The organism is Alteromonas lipotrueiana (assembly GCF_019249245.1).
GTDB classification, from domain to species: domain Bacteria; phylum Pseudomonadota; class Gammaproteobacteria; order Enterobacterales; family Alteromonadaceae; genus Alteromonas; species Alteromonas lipotrueiana.
Genome location: NZ_JAESDK010000019.1, coordinates 67,362 through 85,780, shown reverse-complemented (window position 1 = coordinate 85,780; position 18,419 = coordinate 67,362). Strand labels below are relative to the sequence as shown.

14 protein-coding genes are annotated in these 18,419 nt (G+C 47.3%); 4 read left to right on the top strand and 10 right to left on the bottom strand.

Going from position 1 to position 18,419, the window contains the following annotated elements; all coding sequences use genetic code 11:
- Window positions 1-161: 161 nt before the first annotated feature.
- Window positions 162-1,181, top strand: a complete 1,020-nt coding sequence (locus tag JK130_RS13050; protein WP_218354765.1) for a choice-of-anchor A family protein — start codon at window positions 162-164, stop codon at window positions 1,179-1,181.
- Here the strand turns inward: JK130_RS13050 and JK130_RS13045 are convergent.
- The 8 genes from JK130_RS13045 to JK130_RS13010 form a co-directional block, all read right to left on the bottom strand.
- Window positions 1,161-3,551 carry a cellulose synthase subunit BcsC-related outer membrane protein gene (locus JK130_RS13045; RefSeq protein ID WP_218354764.1) on the bottom strand — a complete coding sequence of 797 codons (2,391 nt, stop codon included), beginning with the start codon at window positions 3,549-3,551 and terminating at the stop codon, window positions 1,161-1,163. The two genes, JK130_RS13050 and JK130_RS13045, sit on opposite strands and share 21 nt — an antisense overlap.
- A complete protein-coding gene (locus JK130_RS13040; protein WP_218354763.1) occupies window positions 3,548-4,579 on the bottom strand; it encodes a family 8 glycosyl hydrolase in 1,032 nt (343 codons plus the stop codon). Before JK130_RS13040 ends, JK130_RS13045 begins: the two co-directional genes overlap by 4 nt.
- Window positions 4,579-6,846 (bottom strand): cellulose biosynthesis cyclic di-GMP-binding regulatory protein BcsB, encoded by a 2,268-nt coding sequence (locus JK130_RS13035; RefSeq protein ID WP_218354762.1) that lies wholly within the window; start codon window positions 6,844-6,846, stop codon window positions 4,579-4,581. Before JK130_RS13035 ends, JK130_RS13040 begins: the two co-directional genes overlap by 1 nt.
- 1 nt (window position 6,847) lies before the next feature.
- Window positions 6,848-9,055: a UDP-forming cellulose synthase catalytic subunit gene (gene bcsA / locus JK130_RS13030; RefSeq protein ID WP_246587799.1), complete on the bottom strand. Its 2,208-nt coding sequence runs from the start codon at window positions 9,053-9,055 to the stop codon at window positions 6,848-6,850.
- A gap of 1 nt (window position 9,056) precedes the next feature.
- Window positions 9,057-9,572, bottom strand: a complete 516-nt coding sequence (locus JK130_RS13025; protein ID WP_218354761.1) for a hypothetical protein — start codon at window positions 9,570-9,572, stop codon at window positions 9,057-9,059.
- Between the two features lie 83 nt (window positions 9,573-9,655).
- Window positions 9,656-10,177, bottom strand: a complete 522-nt coding sequence (locus JK130_RS13020; RefSeq protein WP_218354760.1) for a YgjV family protein — start codon at window positions 10,175-10,177, stop codon at window positions 9,656-9,658.
- Between the two features lie 76 nt (window positions 10,178-10,253).
- Entirely contained in the window at window positions 10,254-10,994 is a 741-nt protein-coding gene (locus tag JK130_RS13015; RefSeq protein WP_218354759.1) for a tRNA1(Val) (adenine(37)-N6)-methyltransferase, read from the bottom strand.
- A 2-nt stretch (window positions 10,995-10,996) separates the two neighbouring features.
- A complete protein-coding gene (locus tag JK130_RS13010; RefSeq protein ID WP_218354758.1) occupies window positions 10,997-11,626 on the bottom strand; it encodes an NAD(P)H-binding protein in 630 nt (209 codons plus the stop codon).
- A 55-nt stretch (window positions 11,627-11,681) separates the two neighbouring features.
- Between JK130_RS13010 and JK130_RS13005 the strand changes: the two genes are divergently transcribed.
- Window positions 11,682-13,892, top strand: a complete 2,211-nt coding sequence (locus JK130_RS13005; protein ID WP_218354757.1) for a S9 family peptidase — start codon at window positions 11,682-11,684, stop codon at window positions 13,890-13,892.
- A gap of 98 nt (window positions 13,893-13,990) precedes the next feature.
- Here JK130_RS13005 and JK130_RS13000 read toward each other — a convergent pair whose 3' ends face one another.
- The gene (locus JK130_RS13000) at window positions 13,991-14,362 is read right to left on the bottom strand and encodes a PH domain-containing protein (protein WP_218354756.1); all 372 of its coding nucleotides are present in this window, start codon (window positions 14,360-14,362) and stop codon (window positions 13,991-13,993) included.
- Between the two features lie 278 nt (window positions 14,363-14,640).
- Between JK130_RS13000 and JK130_RS12995 the strand changes: the two genes are divergently transcribed.
- Both JK130_RS12995 and JK130_RS12990 read left to right on the top strand, forming a co-directional pair.
- Window positions 14,641-15,648, top strand: coding sequence for a serine/threonine dehydratase (locus JK130_RS12995; protein ID WP_218354755.1), 1,008 nt, complete (start codon window positions 14,641-14,643; stop codon window positions 15,646-15,648).
- A complete protein-coding gene (locus tag JK130_RS12990) occupies window positions 15,648-17,321 on the top strand; it encodes an amidohydrolase (protein WP_425514613.1) in 1,674 nt (557 codons plus the stop codon). Before JK130_RS12995 ends, JK130_RS12990 begins: the two co-directional genes overlap by 1 nt.
- On the opposite strand, the gene JK130_RS12985 is transcribed toward JK130_RS12990, so the two are convergent.
- Window positions 17,318-18,406, bottom strand: a complete 1,089-nt coding sequence (locus JK130_RS12985; RefSeq protein WP_218354754.1) for an MBL fold metallo-hydrolase — start codon at window positions 18,404-18,406, stop codon at window positions 17,318-17,320. The two genes, JK130_RS12990 and JK130_RS12985, sit on opposite strands and share 4 nt — an antisense overlap.
- Between the last annotated feature and the right edge of the window lie 13 nt (window positions 18,407-18,419).

Below are 18,419 nucleotides of genomic sequence, written 5' to 3'. Positions count from 1 at the left end.
AGCGCAGCTTCGGGCTGCGTTTTTTTATGCTTAATAACTGGCTTTAGTCACCGTAAAAGCTTAAAATTTGTTCAATATATTTAATTATCCCGCATAAGCACATTTTGCTTTTCAATTGGTACATCGTAGAAGCATGGTATTTGCTCTACAAAGGAGTTGTTATGAAGGTTTGGAAAACCCCGGTTGCAGCCGCTATTTTAGCCAGTACGTTATCGTTAACAGCTCATGCTGCCCCATTTTATCTGGGCGACGCGGCCAATTTTAATGCCTATGTTCTGCAGGATATGACCGGCCGCAACTCTGATGTCGAAGGGCGGCTTGCCGTAGGCGGTAACGTTAACTTAAAAGACTTTGCTGTGGGTTTGCAGTTGCCGCAAAATTCTGCGTTGCCATCGATGGTAGTAGGACAAAATGCCACGGCCCGCAACACCCGTATTTATCATGGCGATGCTACCGCAGGCGGCAACATTGATATTGATGAAACTGTGGGGCTGTACAACGAAAACGAGTTTAATAACACTCATCAGTTCTATGCAGACAATAGCTTTGATTTTGCATCGACAAATAGCGAATTGCTGGCGAATTCTCAGCTTTGGGGCAGCTACGCCGCGACCTCCACAGCTCAGATAGTTGGCGATAACGACAGCATTTGGGAAATAACCCTGGCCGGCGATAAAGATGTTAATATTTTTTCAATCAACGCGGCTGATTTTTCGGCGCCCAATAAAAATCTCATCTTCGACGTTCCTTCGACCAGCTACAATGTTATTAATGTGTATGGTGAGTCTGTAGAGTTATTTAATACCGGCTTTTCAGGTGCCGACGGCAGCCAGCTTGTCGACAACCGTCCCGAAGACGGTGAAGCAGGTCGTCATTCAGGTGAAGTAGCAAACAATCTATTGTTTAACTTTGTCGACGCAACCGAGCTATCGCTGCACGCGGTCGGCTTTAAAGGCAGCATCTTGGCTCCGTTAGCCGACACTACGTTTTATAACGGCCAGATTGATGGCAATTTTATTGTTAAAAACTGGTTAACACCGGCAGGTGAATTTACGGGCCAGGTGAACAATTACCGGTTTGGCGATTTTGCAGATGTTAGCGAACCGTCTACCTGGATAGTGACGCTTAGTGCGCTTGCCGCTTTAGGCTGGCGACGCCGTTTAAAACGCAAAACCACTTAAGGCGGGTTGTTCAAGTAGTAAAGTATCGCTGGTAACCCCATTTTGTTGAGGCTGCCAGCGTATTTGAATCCCCGCCTGAGTTTCCTGATACTCCACTGCAAAGTTTCTGCCGAAAAACCCCGTTAATAGTATATTACGACTTAGCTGCCACTGCGCCTGCACGGCTATTTGGGCGCTAAGCCCTGAGCGTCGTTGGGCTTCAACCTTTGGTCCTTCTGCAGTTAAAGCAAAGCGCGAATAGTGTTGCTCGTTTATCCAGCTGTAGCCCACATTTATATCGCTTTTGATTTGCCAGCGTTGGCCCTCGGCGGTCAACACTGAACCACTCAAACCGGCAGTGACTAAACCCTCAGGACTAAAATATCCCCCATGACCACGGGTAAAGCCACTGGCATTGTGTTCAAACCCTTCCCAACTTACAAAAGGTCCTACCCGTAAAAAATCGAGGGGGACATCAGTATCAATATTTATTGCCTTACTGATATCAATTCGAACGCTCAGATGGTCATTATCAATAACCTGGGTACCGTGATACTTATCAGCCACCCCACTGAATGATAATGCCCAGTGGGGTGTTAATGACTGTGAGTACAGCCCCCGTACGCCCGTTTTATACACCGCACCCCAGGCTTCGCTGCTGTTTTCAAAATAGGTCGACGCCAAACTCAATAAGCTCTGCGCTACGGGTTGTTGATAAAGCGTAACGCCTAATGTGCTGTTCTGGGTAAACCATACGCCGGCCAACTGGCCCTGCAGGCGAGCGCTAACGGGTTGATCAAATAAGCTATACCCAAGCTGCGCGTAATAGGTTGCATTGGTATGTTCGTACTGAACACTTGCGGCAATACCGGTACCGTCAACGCCTGTCGGGCTGTTAAAGTCGTCGTTCACCTGACCATCACCAAACCAGTTTCCAGCCCGGGCCTGGCCGCTATAAAGCTGCTGATATTGCATATCAAACTGCCATTGCCAGTTCGCTATTTTATCGGTAATGCCAATATAGCTACCAAGTCGGTCAAGATGGCCCAGACCCGGGCTACCGCTGCGATTGTAGCTGGTCAATCCGGCAAACACTGCCAGCGTGTTTTCTGACATCACCTGCTTGCTTTGGTCATGCCCTAGCTGCCGTGCCAGCTGAAATTGTTTGCGCTGCCAGGCATTTTGACTATTTTGTTGGTTCACAAGGTGCGCTACAGCCGGGTATAAATCAGCAAACAGCTGTATCGCAGAAGCATTGTCTAAAGATTGCAGCAATCCCTGGGCATATATCTGATTATCAGGTTCGCGCCTTAACAATGTGTTAAATACCTTTTGCGCGGCAGTATGTTGCTTTAGTGCAAGCAGTGCCCACCCGGTTAATTGAGCTTCTGGGGCACTCAGTGCCCGCCGGGCCGCCATAGCATCAGCTTTTTTCAGGCTGGTGCGATAGTCTTTCGCGTCATAAAGCATGGCTTGTTGCACAGACAACTGATCGGCGCATAATCGGGCTAATTGAGGGGTGGCATCGTTTTCACAGGCCAGCGCAGTGGCTTTTTCCTGCTGATTCTCATTTATCAGTGATAACACTTGTCCGTAAATATTACCGGTAAGCTCAAATAGCTGTAACGCTGAGGTAAAATTTTGTTGCTGGTAAGCCTGCCACGCGTTGCTCTCGACAAGCTGGTCTAACCCTATGGCCGGATATTTATCGAGCCACTGACTTACCGCTTGTAAATTATTGTTTTGCAGCGCGCTCGTTGTAAGGGCAGTCACACTGGCAATGACCCCATCATACGCATCGTTTTTTGTATTGGTGGCGGGCAATAGTGCCTGGGCTGCCTGAAATTGGGTTAAAGCCTGGGCATGTTGCTCTTGGGCCACATATATCCACCCTAACAATTGATGATAATCTGGTCGCCCAGCATTATCGGCTACGTCAGAGGCTTTATTTAACATAGCCTGCGACACGTCCAGGCGTTGAGTTGCGGTTAACTTGCTAAGGCGTAAGAAAAGCTGCTGCGCCTGCTCACTTAACCCGGCACGATGAGATAACAAAACAGATTCAGAGGCTAACCTATGCGATTTAGCTTCAGGCACTGTGGGGGGCGCTATTTTCGGTTGAGGCGGCGACTTCAACAGCTGTAAGGCAGTGCTAAGATTAGGTGACGGTTGCCACGCAGGATACTTTTGCTTTAAACGCCGATACTCATCTTCAGCCATCTGCGTCTGTTTTTGCTGAATATGAAACCAAATGCCGGTAGTGTCGACGTCGGCGTTAGCGGGTTTTAAAGGTAATATTTCAGCACTTTGATAGTCGGTAATTACCTGAGCCATACCAGCCCCTGAGGCACTGACTGCCGCGGTTATGATCCAGCACGTCAGCGATTTCATAACTCGGTATCTGCCAGACTTAGCTGACTCAGCATGATCAGACTGGCAGAAAAATAATCGTCGGTTTCTGCAATAATGGCGGTGGGCGCTTCTGAACGTTTATCCAGCTTAAAGCGGACAGCCTGGGCGATAGCTTGCATCCCGTTGCTCCATCGATATTCAGCAGGTTCTCCGGTCTGAAGGTTAAGGGTAGCAGGCACAATTTTATGCTGTTGCCAAAATTCAAGGTAAGGCTGCAACAATGGTGTTTTTATTGGTTTTTGCCAAATCAGATGCAGGGGAATACGACAGGCATTAAATCCATACTGCTGATTAATTGCATTTTTAACGGTTAATTTTTGCTTACTTAACCACATCCAGTCGCCAGGTAATCCTGGTTTTTTTGCAGCCACCCGACCTAATAATTGGTGGCCCGAGGTATTAAGTGCCTTCCAAACCGGTTTACCGGTAGTCGTATAAAAATCAGTGAACGCCGGAAAAATCCAGTAAGAAAGATTAAGCTGCACATCTAAGCTTTGGGTAAATCCCTGTTGGGCCGGTAGCAGCACTGTATACCCATGAGCTTCCACCACAAGCTTTTGCTCTATACTGTTGATTATTTGTAAAGCCTGCGTGCGGTACTGTTCCCTCTCCCACTGTTTGCTTGCACGTAACAAAGCCCAGGCAATCAGAATATCACCATCTGAGGCATTGTTTGTATCATCAATACAAGCCGCGTTTTTTAACGGACAAGGACGATAGCGCCAGCTAAACAAATAATCGTCGCGCTGTAGCGTTTTTTTTGTCCATTGCCATATTGCATCAAAGCGTTCGCGATCGCCCGCCTGAGCGGCAAACAACATACCGTAACCCTGCCCCTCACTGTGCGACACATTGTCATTACCGGTATCGACAATACGGCCATTTTGATAAAACTGCTGTGCATAACGCTGCCAGTTTTTTTCAAATGCAGACGATTCACGGGTTTCTTTACAGCCGGTAACAGCCAATATTGCCCACCCCAGGAACAATGCAAAAATTAACCGCATTACCAGTCTTCCGTAACCGCTTGATTGCGCCTGCGCAACAAAACGACCGCGATAGTTGTGCATAACAAAATCAGTACGGCCAATGCTAATAGCCAGTACCACGGGTTATTTGAAAGCCACATCCGCAGTTCAAGTAAACGATTGTCTTCTTCACCCAGCTGAAACTGTTGTTCTACCTGCATCGCAAGCAGTGGTTGCGAGGCGTTCTGCCAGCTAAAAAAGTCGCCCTCTAATTGTCCCCAAAGACTCAGGCTTATAAGATCATCAACACGCTGATTGAGCAATTCGGGCGTTTGGGCTGCTAAAATATACAAACTTCCGGTTTCTTCAGAGCGGGGATTTTTACGGGCACTGATCACTGCCATCTCGCCCAGCGTACTTTTTTGTTTTGTAATACCGCTTAACTGAAATATGTCCTCGCTGCCTGTGTCTGTAAAATTGTAAATACGATTGTGCAATGCGTTTTGCATTCTGTAAGGCCATTGTTTAGTTGCGCTTAATGATGCTTTATAGCCCTGAGCCAAATCTTGCGGTAACTGGTCTGGGGTCGATAACAAGAAAGCGTTTCCTGACAATGTTTGGGCAATGTCATAAGATAAGTATAAATTGGGCAGCATGGCTCCGGCGGTCTGGGCCAACTTACCTACCAAAGTAAGCGCCGCGCCGGTCATGACGTCGCTGGTCATATAAATTCCACTGGAATGCATTTCATTACTGCGCGCAAAAGGAAACGCCGTTTCTTTAAACAGGCCCAGATTGGGCTGACTTACCACGCTTCCTGCTTCTGGAAGTGACACCGAAGAACTATTTTGTAACTGAAATAGCATATGGCTTCCTCCAACATCGTCACAAGGCTGCCCGGTCAATGGTGCACGCATAGTAACGGCCAGATTGATGGTATTTAATCCACCCCGAAGATAACGGGCGGGCAGACTTAACTGGTAGCCCCGGTAGGCCTGACCATTGATATTGTCCAGTGGCCGGCCGTGCACAAGCTCATCATTAACCATAACATTCATCATTGAGCCGGGCCCCACCGCCGCGCCATAAGCAAAATCGAGCGCTAATTTAACACTGGCACTTTCGGGTACATAAAAGTCAGCAGGCAAACGTAATGAAATGGTTTTCTCAAACTGTCCTTCGCCGGTGAATGTTATGTCGTTTTGGCCTAGCTGACCAAACGTGTAGGTGTTGTCCGGCTTTAAAATATTAGCCGTAGTGGTCGCCGGGCCAGACGTGTCCTGAGTCACCGTAATTGTATTGTCAGGATTTAATGCATCATCCATCAGGGCGAGTGTTTTGGCCGCTTTACGTACTTCTTCTGGGGTTGTGCCCGACACAATAAGTCGCGGGATAGCCGGTATCCGGGTACTTTGCGCAGCAGCAAAGGCTCGTGTGTTTTCAATGCCCAAAAATGGCCCGTTTATTTTCTGCTGCATCTCTTTACCCAAATACTTGGCTAAGGTTTGCTTTTGTCCAACCAAAACATGCAACTGGCGTTTATCAGACGCCGGAATATACCAGCTGCTTTGGTAATACTGTTCGGTAAGCGCAGGTGACCATTGTTGCGAGTTTGAAAGCACCGGCAAGGTTGTCTGAGGTGACAAGGTTAGATGACGTATTTGTAAAGGGACATATTGACTGCGCAGCGCCAGTGCCTGCGCCACCAAAGGTAAAGCATTTGCGACCACCTCTTTGGCCGCTTCTTTGGTGTTAATCAGGGTCACTTGGGATTGCGCCCCTATACCAGGACCAAAAAAGTGCGACAAGCTTTGCAAAGTCAAAGGCGTATCGACTGACTCGCTGTGTACTTTCAGATTAGAGCGGCCTAAGTTTATTTCGCTCCAGAGCTCAGGTGCGCCGCCATCAACACACTGATTTGCGTAATGCTGGCTTACGGCAAAGGTTAAACTATTAAAACCGTGACGCCATAGCTGAGCGGGTATATCTACCGTAGAGGTAAGCTGCGGGCGCTCTGGGTCAAATAGAATCTGGCCAATTGTCGCGTTATTAAAACGCACATTTAAAATAGAACGACGTTTTACCAGCGCCGCAGAGCTAACCACTGCTAACTCAACCGAGGCTTTTTTTACTTGTTGACCTGCAGCAAGAGGGATCGACAAAGTGGCTTCATCACGTTTTCCCTCCAATCGTAAAATATCGCCTGACTCTGCATACTGATTTAGCGTTGTTTGCGAAATGCTTGCACTATGCACCTGGGCACACAGCATCATTGCCAGACAAAAAACTCCAACCCGGTTTAGCATGTTATTTTCCCTTCGTTATATTCCACTGCTGCCAAAGCGCTTTAAGCTGCATAGTAAAGTGTTGAAAAACAGGGCGCAGACTAACCCGTAATACATGGCGAACCCCATAAAGATAGGGAATCGGCCGGGTGCGGCGCCGTTGAAAACTTTTCCAGCGACGGCTGTCGCCCATGGTATAAGCAACAATCTCGTTTCGCGCGGCATCACTGGTGCGCAAAAAACAAAAACGTACGACACCGCTTTGGGCATCATGAAATAAAATCTGGCAGGGTATATTGATATTTCGCCCCAACGAACGTGACCAGCTCACCAAATGCAATTGCTCAGGTAAAGATTGATGACGGGCATGTATCTGGGCTTTACCACCACCTAAAGATAGATCGCGCATATTTCCCACCCAGGCTCGACCTTCGTCGTCTTGAAAGGTTACATCGTCATTAGCCGGTAAACGCGACTGCTCACGCATTTGGCGCTGCTCAATCAATACACTCAGCACGCTGAATAGCAGCAACAGGTTGAACGTATTCCATAATAATACAACGAGGGTTAAATCCTGAGTTAATGGTTCGGTCGTCAGCTTATGCAGACCCAGGATAATTCCGGTTACCACCAGCACAATCAGCCCATAAAATATATTGGCTAAAGGCGAGATATACTGTTGCACCAGGTTTTCGCCTTTGGGTGTAACCACAAATGAGGGAGCATTAGGATTTCGAAAAACCCTGACCAGCGCTTTTAATGTAAACGTACATTGCAATATTTCGTAAAGCTCAGACACCAAAGGCCATCGTGTACGACCGAACAACAACGTAGATAGCTGATAGGTCGCAATAACATGGGGAATGGTATACGCCACAATTTCCAACAGTGATGCATGATATATCTGCAGCCCAAAAATTAAATAGGTGAGTGGCATCAGTAAAAAAATGATACGCGCAAAGGGAAACAACCAGAACAAAATTGAGCTTAGGTAACCAAACCGTTGTGTCCAGGACAGCCCCGCCCCGCGGTAAGGCTTTTTAAGCAAAAGAATTTGAGTCATGCCCTGGGCCCAGCGCATTCTTTGGGTTACAAATGCCTGTAAGGTTTCGGGGGCGAGCCCGCTTACCATGGGGCGGTTTACGTATACCGACTCATATCCCATGGCGTGAAGATCGTATGCGGTTTCAGCATCTTCGGTAACCGACTGACCCGACAAACCATTGACTTTATCCAGGTGAGCGCGACGCAGTACCGCCGCAGAACCGCAGAAAAAAGAGGCATTCCAGAAGTCCAGTCCCTTTTGAATGGTACCGTAAAACATGTCATTTTCAGAAGGCATACGGGTGAAAGCGGAAAAGTAGTTTCTTTCGACAGGATCGGGGTTTGCCATAAAGTGTGGCGTTTGCACTAAAAACACCTTTTTTCGCTCAATAAGCCAGGGTACGGTTTTATCAAGAAAGTCAGACGTGGGGACATGGTCCGCGTCCAGTATCACCACCAGCTCGCCGGTTGTATTGGCAAGGGCACTGTTGATATTGCCAGCCTTGGCAAACAAGTTTTGCTCGCGCGTATGGTAGCGAACATTCAGCGAGCCACACAGTGCCTGAAGTTGCTGGCAACGATGCTGAGCCTGATGGCGGGCAAAGGTATTTTTTTGCTGGCGTTTCTGCAGCGTGCCGCCATCGTCTAACAAATGCACCTGCAACTTATTGGCCGGATAATGCATTTGCAACGCCGCCCGCAGCGTGACCTGTAAAATATCGGGGTCTTCGTTATAAGTAGGTATTAGTACATCGACAGTCGGCAGGGTGTCGGCGGCGTATTTTTGCAGTGATCGCTCGGGTCGGCTTAGCGGAAAAATATTGACCACACAGCTAATTATATGGGTTAGCGCAGCGTATAGTTCAGCAAGAAAAAGCAACCAGGCTGCACTTAACGACAGCCAGTCTGCGGCCTCAAGGGTGTATATTCCCCGCCATAAAATATAGCGAACCGTAAGTGCCAGCCCTAAAAGCACCGCCAGAACTCTGAAAAAGACCCGGTAGCGCTTGATGGTGGCCGCTTCATGCGCTGCTAAATAGATAACCACCAGCATACAACCGGCGACAACAAGTTGCGCCAGAGCATCCATAGGGGCAGCTAAAACTCCGCCCAATAACAACAGACAGATAAGAAAGAAGCCGTTGTAACCTAGAAACCAGCGTGTTCCTGAACGCGTACTCTGCAAATCAGTGTTCCGTTAGTGACACCTTAGTTACGGCTGTATAAGTACTGCGGTTAATTAATACTAAAGCATCATCGGTATATTCAACTTCATGATTGCTTTCGTAAAATTTACGAGAGAGTGTGTCCCTGTGGCGTTGGCATTCCTTGCTGCGTAATACTGTATAGGGCAAGACAATAATAGCAGACATTAATAGGGTTGCCTCAAACACAAATACCCATGCAACAGCGGCCGGAGCTAAGTAAAGTGAAAATCCTAAAATCAGTATGCAAGCTACTATAATCGTGTAAACCACGGCGCGCAAGCGTTGTGCTTGATGTAACCGGTGCTCAGCGTGCAAAAGCTTACGCAGACGACTGTTCCAGCGCAATTGCAAGCTATGAGCACTGGCCTGACCATCATGCAAACGTACGCGTTCACGACCAAACAGCGGGGTAACTTTGGCGGGCGTAGCGTGAACAGAGGTAACAGTAATATCTTTGGAATACATGGTAAGTATCTCAATAAATGAGACCACCATTGTAGGAAAGCCTGATACAGCATTAAATTGCTTAGTAAATACACAGTTATACTTATCGATACGCGAGGTATACTTTAGTATAGCTAGCGCCGTTTAATAAATGCAGGCAACTCATTCGCCTGGTACATTTTTACAAAAATACTGGTGAGATTACTGACATTAAACAACGTCCCGAAAATACTGCCCACTGCAATGGCATAGGTTAAACCTAATAATTCAGCCAGCACAAACCAGCGTCTTATTTTGCCCGCATCCTGCAATACAATAGAGCCCACTGTAAAAATTAGTGACGACGCATAAGCAATAAAAATCAATGGCCCGTGCTTTAAGATAAACCATTCCAATAGCAAAAATGCCACATTCAAAGCCACAAAAAAATATAAGATAAATGAGCTACGATAACGAAGCGCAATGATATTTCTGACACTTGCTATCATACAGCCAACGCCTGCTGCCATAGCGTCGAGCATAAAAAAGTGAATACTTACACTTAGTAAAGCAACGGCTGACAGCGCTCTGTAGCGGTTCACTTCGTTTTGGCGATAACCTATAAAGTTAAATACCAATGCTACAGCACCAAAGGCTTCTGCTATCCAGTCTGTCATTTTTCTACTTTACTATAGTTATTAATCAATGCGCATCATACGTAACCGCGTCCTAAATTGCTCAGTGTTGTACGTGTTAAAAATTCAGATAAAAAGCATGACACAATGATTTATAAGCATGAGTATACTGATTATCGTCGTTGCGGATAAATAAGCGTGTTGGAATACCTGTGTGCAATTGAGCAGGAGCTTGCCCACGCTCAAACTTCAGGGCGACGGCATGAGCGGACTTTGTGGCGCTATGATGCAGTTTTAAAGCCGCAGACAGATGTAAATTCACCGTTGCCGCCACGTTGGTTATTTCGGCTAAGCGGCTGGCCGGGTACAAACAATAAAAACGTCCGGTTTCAGACAAATACTGTGCTACCCATGAAAACAGTTCGATAGGGGGTAAGGCATTATCGTGCCGGGCATTTTGACGCTCATCCGATTGTTTGAGGTGCGCATGCTGCCCTACTCCGGCATTGCTGAAATACGGCGGATTGCACACGATAAGGTTAAACGTATCAGTAGCCTGAAAACGTGCTAAGGGGCAATGCAAAATGTTAACGGTGTTTGGCCAGGGGCTGTTGGCTATGTTAAGTCGGGTTTGTCGCACCGCACCTGCGTCTGTATCCAGTGCGGTTATTTCAGACGCTTTTTCCATACGCTGGCGCAGCATTAAACTTAATATACCGCTGCCGCAACCTATATCCAGCGCCTTGCTGGCATTGTCTGTTGAAATCCAGCTGCCCAACACCAACGCGTCGGTACTTACTTTCATGGCACAATGATCGTGCCCGACAAAAAATTGTTTACACTGAAAACCTTTGCCCATGTTTAAAACCGCTGCTGTAAAATCATTTTGGCCGCCACCTCTTTGGCATACGCCGGACGATATTTACGTAATTTACCCACCAATATTTTTCGAAGTAGCGGGGCAAATTTCTGTCCAAAATCTTCCAGTTTGCGTGGGTTACTTCGAGCACCAATTAATAACGAAGGCCGCACTGCGGTAGCATGCTTTAATTGAGGCATACGCATAATGGCGTTTTCTAATTCCCCTTTTACACGCAGATAAAAGTTTTTACTGTTAGCGTTTGCCCCAACACTGGACACCCACACAAAACTGGCGCAACGTTGGGCCCGGGTCAGCTGCGCCGCAATATGGATATATTCAAAATCTACTTTGCGAAACGCCGACTTGCTGCCCGCTTGCTTTAAGGTAGTGCCTAAACAGCAATACACATGATTTACATTGAAGTAACCCTGATAATCCTGCAACTGAGCGAAATCTATAACTATAGGTTGCAATTTTCTGTCAGCATCATCAAATACCGCAGCCGGCATTGGCCGTCTTAGCAAACAAATTATGCGGCTGTAGCGTGGATCGGATAAAAGTTGTTGTACTAATGCCCGACCCACCAACCCGGTGGCGCCTAAAACTAAAGCGGTTTTATTGCCTGTCACCTTGTGTCATCCTTTTAACTAAAGATAACTATCACAGCGTAGAGCGTAGATAATAATGAAAAAAGCGTTAATGATTGGAGCCTTTATGATGCTCAGCAACGCCGTTACGGCGAAAACCCTCACTATCGAACGAATTTTTGACTCGCCTTCACTAGATGGCAATGCACCGCGTAATCTTAAAGTATCGCCCGACGGACAGCGAGTGACTTTTTTGAAAGGTAAAGAGTCGGACTATGAACAGCTGGATTTATGGGAATACCACATTGAGTCGGGCAAAACGCGAATGTTGTTTGACTCGGCTGAGCTGGCATCTGAAGAACCGGAGTTGTCTGACGAAGAAAAAGCCCGCCGCGAGCGTATGCGTTTGTCAGGCACTGGTATCGTTAGCTATCAGTTTTCTAAAGATGGTTCGGCGCTGTTGTTTCCTTTAGGTGGCGATGTGTATTTTCATAAGCTGGGGCAAAAAGGCGTAATCCAGCTGCTTGACACCGAAGCCTTTGAAACCGACATCCGGCTTTCTCCACAAGGTAACTTTATCTCGTTTGTACGCGACCAGAACCTGTTTGTAAAAAACATCGAAACAGGCAAAGAACAAGCCATAACCACCGAAGGCGGTGACGCCATTAAAATGGGGATGGCTGAATTTGTCGCGCAAGAAGAAATGGGCCGAATGACCGGTTATTGGTGGGCGCCTGACGAGAGTCATATTGCGTTTACCAAAGTAGATGAAAGCCCGGTGGATATTATCACTCGCTCTGAAATTTACGCTGATGATATTAAAATGATTGAGCAGCGCTACCCCAAAGCCGGCACCCCCAATGTTGAGATTTCGCTGGCGGTTCAAAACATCGAATCGGGCGAGCGTCAATGGGTCGATTTAGGTGACAACAAAGACATCTATCTGGCTCGGGTTGATTGGATGCCAGACAGCCAGACTTTAACCTATCAGTGGCAGACACGCGATCAGCAAACTTTAGAATTAAAAGCGTTCGACATTGTGAGTAAAACGCAAAACCTGCTGGTAAAAGAAACCAGCGATACCTGGGTAAATCTGCACGACGACTTAACCTTTTTAAACAATTCTGAGCAGTTTATCTGGGCCTCAGAACGCGATGGATTTAAGCATCTTTATTTGTTCAACAACGATGGCACGCAAGTAAAACAACTGACCTCGGGCGATTGGGTGGTGGATGATATTGAAGCCATTGATGAAGACAAAGGGCTGGTTTACTTCAGTGGCCGTAAAAATACGCCCCTTGAAAGTCATATTTATACAGTGGGTCTTGATGGCGGTAATATAGAGCGTATATCCACTCGTGATGGTTATCACAATGCAAGTTTTGCGGCCGATGCTTCTATTTATGTTGATCAATTTTCAACCGCCAACCGGCCACCGCAGGTTAGCCTGCATCAGGCTAATGGCAAACAAATCACCTGGCTTGAAGAAAACAAATTGGATGACAAACATCCTTTAACACCGTATCTGAAAAACTGGAACGAGCCTGAGTTCGGTACCCTACAAACCGATGATAACGCTACCCTGCACTATCGTTTGTACAAACCACAAAATACCGATAAAAAGCACCCGGCTATTGTGTATCTTTATGGCGGTCCACACGCGCAGATGGTAACCAATCGCTGGGGCGGCAACCGCAGTCTGTTGTTACAATACTGGGTAAATCAGGGTTACGTGGTATTTACGGTAGATAACCGTGGCTCTAATTACCGGGGTAAAGGTTTTGAAGATCCTATCTACAAAAAAATGGGGGCAGTTGAAGTAGATGACCAGATAGCCGGAGCTAAATTTTTGCAAAGCCTGCCGTATGTCGATGGCGAGCGTATTGGTGTACACGGCCACAGCTATGGCGGCTACATGACGCTAATGGCTATGTTTAAAGCGCCAGAGTACTTCAAGGCGGGTGTATCAGGCGCGCCTGTTACCGACTGGCGTTTGTATGACACTCATTACACCGAGCGCTACATGGGCAACCCAAAAACCGATGATAAAGCCTATACCGACGCCTCAGTATTTCCCTATGCTAAAGATCTTAAAGGGGATTTATTGATTTATCATGGTATGGCTGACGACAACGTTCTTTTTACTCACAGTACGCGCTTGTACAAGCACTTGCAGGATGAAGCTATCGTGTTTGAAACCATGGACTATCCGGGTAAGAAACACAGTATTCGCGGTAAGCAAACCGGCATTCATTTGTATAAAACCATTACTAACTTTTTCAACCGTAGCTTACAGGTGCAAAAGTAAGCCAATACCTTCAAACCAGTACCTTTAAACCAGTACCTTTAGGTTTAGTACAATACAAAAGGGGCCAGATCGGCCCCTTTTTACTGCCTAAAAGTTATTTAGAACAACATGTTCGCCAGCATTTTTTGTACGCCTACGGCTGCCTTTTTACCCAGCTCTACCTTTTGTGGCTCATCTTGCCCTGATACCCAGATACGCAGCTCTGAGTCAGTATCAAAATGCCCCGCCGTTTCAACATTAAACTGAGTAATTGATTTATAAGGGATGGACAAATAACTAATTTTTCGGCCACTTAATCCTTGTTTATCAATAAGAATCACCCGTGCTGACGTAAATACGATAAGGTCACGAATAAGACGATAAGCGGTGGTTATTCGCTCGTTGTCGCCCATAACAGGTTCAAGCTGTTCACGAACTTCTTCAACATCGACTTCACTGGCATTCCCCATAAGGGTGTCTAACAATCCCATAATATAGTCCTTTTATCTTATGCGCTCCTGCAAGCGCTTGTTTCAAAACCGAGGCCGGTTAGTATGTTATTTGCTCCCACCCGTTGCAAGCTGCAACGACCAGACCTTGATGCTCACCTTGTTTCATCAGCATCCCCGAAGGGTACAGGGCAGTAAAATTATTAAATACATATCCTAGGTAATTTGGTGTCACATTCACACAAGTTGCAGCGGCATAACGAACCGATTATGTTAGATACCTTCATACTACTTGAACAAAAGAGAATAAATAAATAAAAATGGCAATGCCTACTTACGATGATGTTTTGGCTGCAGCAAAACGACTGAAGCCTCATGTTAAGCAAACTCCCATTCTGGAGTCGTCGCTACTCAATAAGTGGCTCGGCCACCGTATTTTATTTAAAGCTGAGTGCTTGCAAACTATAGGCGCGTTTAAATTACGCGGTGCCGTAAATATGCTGGCACGCTGCGCTGAACAAAATTGTTTGCCAAAACGCGTTGTTGCCAACAGCTCGGGTAACCACGCACAGGCTGTCGCGTATGCGGCCGCGCTTTATAATATTCCGGCCACTATTTTTGCTGCCCAAAGTATTTCTGCGATAAAGGCTGCGGCTACCGAAAGCTATGGTGCTAAAGTGCAGCGCTATCCCACCCGTCCTGAAGCCGATCGAGCGGTACGCGAAGCAGCCGCCGACCCAGACACGTTGTGGATCCCACCATTTGATCATCCCGACATTATTGCGGGTCAGGCTACTGCAACTCATGAAGCGTTGTTACAAACCGGCCCCGTCGATGCTGTATTCGGCCCGTGTGGCGGCGGTGGATTACTAAGCGGTGCGGTTCTAGCGACTCGCGCTATGCAACCTGATGCGCTGGTTATCGGCGCTGAGCCTGAGCAAGCGAATGATGCGTCACGCTCATTGCAAAGCGGAACAATTGAAACCCTGAACAGCCCTCCCGACACATTAGCTGATGGCGCGGCAACGCCTAGCGTCGGTGAACATACGTTTGGTTTTTTACAGCAGCTGGACGACTTTTACGAAGTTAACGAGGTTCAAATAGCCTATTGGACCCAATGGCTTCAGCATTTGCTGAAACTGCATGTAGAGCCAACCAGCGCGCTGTCGATGGCGGCTGTTACCGCCTGGGCGGTAGAAACTACTGCCCCGAAAACAGCGCTGGTAATGCTTTCCGGAGGCAACATCAGTGCCGCCAGTATGCAAAAAATCTGGCAGCAGGATTATCTGCTTCAGCCCCCTAATTTAACTCAACAGGAAGAACAATAATGCATAAGTTTGGACACATGTTATGTGCTCTGGCTACGACAGTATTAGTGTCGGTGCCAGCGGTAGCAAAAGATTCGGTATTACTAAAAAATGTTAATGGCTACACCCTTGATGAAAATGGCGAACTAAACCAGTTCTCACAGTTGCTGATAAAAGATGGTAAGGTAGTGTCGACTGGCAGCGATACGTCTGAACAGCACAACAATATTAAAACCATTGACGGCCAGGGCAAAACCCTGTTGCCGGGTATGATTGATGCGCACGGCCACATGTTAAGTTTAGGCAGTAACTTACTGGAAGTGGATCTTCGCTCTGCCACAAGTGCCAGCGAAGCAGCACAGATGGTAGCAGATTATGCCCTTGCCCACGGCGACCAACAATGGATAACCGGTCGCGGCTGGAACCAGGAACAATGGCCAGACCGGGCCTTTCCTACCGCAGAACAGCTTGATAAACACATTACTGATCGTCCGGTTTGGTTAGGCCGGGTCGATGCCCACGCAGGCTGGGCCAATAGCAAGGCGCTGCAGCTGGCGGGAATTACCAGTGATACGCCTGACCCGGACGGCGGACAGATAATCAAAGACGCCGACGGAAAACCCACTGGTGTGCTGATTGATAATGCTAAAGCGCTGGTTGAAAAGGTAATGCCTGAAACCAGTTACGGACAACTTAAGCAGCGCTTAAGTGCCGCTTCTGAGCATTTGTTAGCAAACGGAGTGACTATGATGCACGACGCCGGTATTAGTCACCGCGAATACGATTTTTATCTGGCGCAGGCCGTGAAGGGCGAGTTGCCAGTACGTGTGTATGCCATGATTGCCGCTACCGACCCGGATTTAGCGCGTTTACTGGATCGTGGTGTCGTGCGAGGTGAACAAGACTATTTGTTTATACGCAGCGTCAAAGCCTACGGCGATGGTGCGTTAGGCAGCCGAGGTGCAGCATTACTTAAACCCTATAGCGATGCGCCTCATCAACAAGGTTTGATGTTAACCCAACCCGAAGATTTCCCCGGTTTGTTTAACAAAGTTATTGACGCTGGTTTTCAGCTGAACTTTCATGCTATTGGCGATCGCGCCAATCATTTAGCATTAAATCAGTTTGAAAAAACGTTTGCACAACGCGATGGCCAGGCCTTGCGTCATCGTATAGAACACGCGCAGGTCGTGGCACCTGACGATCTTGCCCGGTTTGCTGAATTACAGGTATTACCTTCTATGCAACCTACCCATGCAACCAGCGACAAAAACATGGCTGAAGATCGTATCGGAAAACAGCGCATGAAAGGCGCGTATGCCTGGAAGACTCTGCTTGATTCTGGCATCGCCCTACCCCTTGGTTCAGACTTTCCGGTTGAACTGGCTAACCCTTTTTATGGCTTACATGCTGCCGTGACGCGTCAAGACCGAGACAATCAACCGGTTAAGGGCTGGTATGCTCACGAAGCATTAACAGTAAAACAAGCTTTTCGTGGTTTTACATTAGATGCGGCGTACGCAGCTCATATGGAAGATGTTACCGGCACCCTGACCCCTGGAAAATGGGCTGACTTTATTCTGGTGGACCAGGATATTTTCAAGGTTAAGCCAGAAAACATCTGGAAAACTCAGGTTCTTGAAACCTGGGTAGCTGGCGAACAAGCGTTTTCCATATCAGAAGAAAGTCACTAATTTAAGGTCTGCCACCACCGTGGGGTGGCGTCCGGCTGGCTCACATTAATAATCTGGCCAAAACGAGGCGTGAGTAGATTCACGTTTTGCTTTTGGCTCAGTTTTTCAAGTTGTTCCAGCGGGTCAAACCAGCTATGAAACGCCAAGTCAAAGGTGCTGTTGTGAATCGGTGCCAAATACCGGCCTTTAACATCTTTAAACGCCTGCACAGTTTGCTGAGGCTGCATGTGCACTTGTGGCCAGTTGCTGGCATATGCCCCGTTCTCTATCATGGCGATATCAAATGGGCCTAGCTTTTGTCCTATGGCTTTAAAGCCGTCGAAATACCCTGAATCCCCACTGAAAAACAATGCCGTTTGTGCAGTACGAATAGCCCAGCCTCCCCATAACGTGGCGTTACGATCGGTAAAAGCGCGCCCAGAGAAGTGATGCGAGGGGGTTAAGGTCAGGTCGATATCCGCGACCCGCTGTTTCTGCCACCAGTCTAGCTCGGTAATATTGTCTGCCTGTATTCCCCAATCAAGAAGCTGTACTTTTAAGCCCAGTGGCACCAAAAAGTGCTGGGTTTTATGTTTAAGCGCTTTGACAGAGTCTTCGTCAAGATGGTCGTAATGGTTGTGAGATAACAGTACGATATCTATAGGGGGCAACTCATCTATAGTAATGGGTACCGGATGAAAACGCTCTGGTCCTACAAATCGAAATGGCGAAGCGCGCCGGGCAAACATGGGATCGGTTAACACATACCGACCTTCTATTTTAAATAACACCGTCGAATGTCCGAGTTTGACAAAAAAGACGCCGGTATCGGGTAATTGCTGCAATTGCTTAGTAGTTAACGACGCTATCGGGATCGCCGCTGCCGGTCTTATAGCGGTTCGTTCCTGGGTCAGGCTACGGTGAAAAATTTCAATAAATTTAGTGAAAGTGTTGCCGGTAATTGGTTTGGTATTTACAAATACGCCATCATGATACTGAGGCGAATCAAAGGTACCAGGAGGCGTGCTATCGAGCCGGTAATTAATAACTACCCCCACAATGATCAGCACTAATATTACTGCCACAACAACATTTAAAATTTTCACTAACTTTGCTCCT

Excerpts from the sequence above, each read along its gene's own strand:
- JK130_RS13050 (WP_218354765.1), top strand. The coding sequence starts at position 162 with ATGAAGGTTTGGAAAACCCCGGTTGCAGCCGCTATTTTAGCCAGTACG.
- JK130_RS13045 (WP_218354764.1), bottom strand. The coding sequence starts at position 3,551 with ATGAAATCGCTGACGTGCTGGATCATAACCGCGGCAGTCAGTGCCTCA.
- JK130_RS13040 (WP_218354763.1), bottom strand. The coding sequence starts at position 4,579 with ATGCGGTTAATTTTTGCATTGTTCCTGGGGTGGGCAATATTGGCTGTT.
- JK130_RS13035 (WP_218354762.1), bottom strand. The coding sequence starts at position 6,846 with ATGCTAAACCGGGTTGGAGTTTTTTGTCTGGCAATGATGCTGTGTGCC.
- JK130_RS13025 (WP_218354761.1), bottom strand. The coding sequence starts at position 9,572 with ATGGTGGTCTCATTTATTGAGATACTTACCATGTATTCCAAAGATATT.
- JK130_RS13020 (WP_218354760.1), bottom strand. The coding sequence starts at position 10,177 with ATGACAGACTGGATAGCAGAAGCCTTTGGTGCTGTAGCATTGGTATTT.
- JK130_RS13015 (WP_218354759.1), bottom strand. The coding sequence starts at position 10,994 with ATGGGCAAAGGTTTTCAGTGTAAACAATTTTTTGTCGGGCACGATCAT.
- JK130_RS13005 (WP_218354757.1), top strand. The coding sequence starts at position 11,682 with ATGAAAAAAGCGTTAATGATTGGAGCCTTTATGATGCTCAGCAACGCC.
- JK130_RS13000 (WP_218354756.1), bottom strand. The coding sequence starts at position 14,362 with ATGGGATTGTTAGACACCCTTATGGGGAATGCCAGTGAAGTCGATGTT.
- JK130_RS12995 (WP_218354755.1), top strand. The coding sequence starts at position 14,641 with ATGGCAATGCCTACTTACGATGATGTTTTGGCTGCAGCAAAACGACTG.
- JK130_RS12990 (WP_425514613.1), top strand. The coding sequence starts at position 15,648 with ATGCATAAGTTTGGACACATGTTATGTGCTCTGGCTACGACAGTATTA.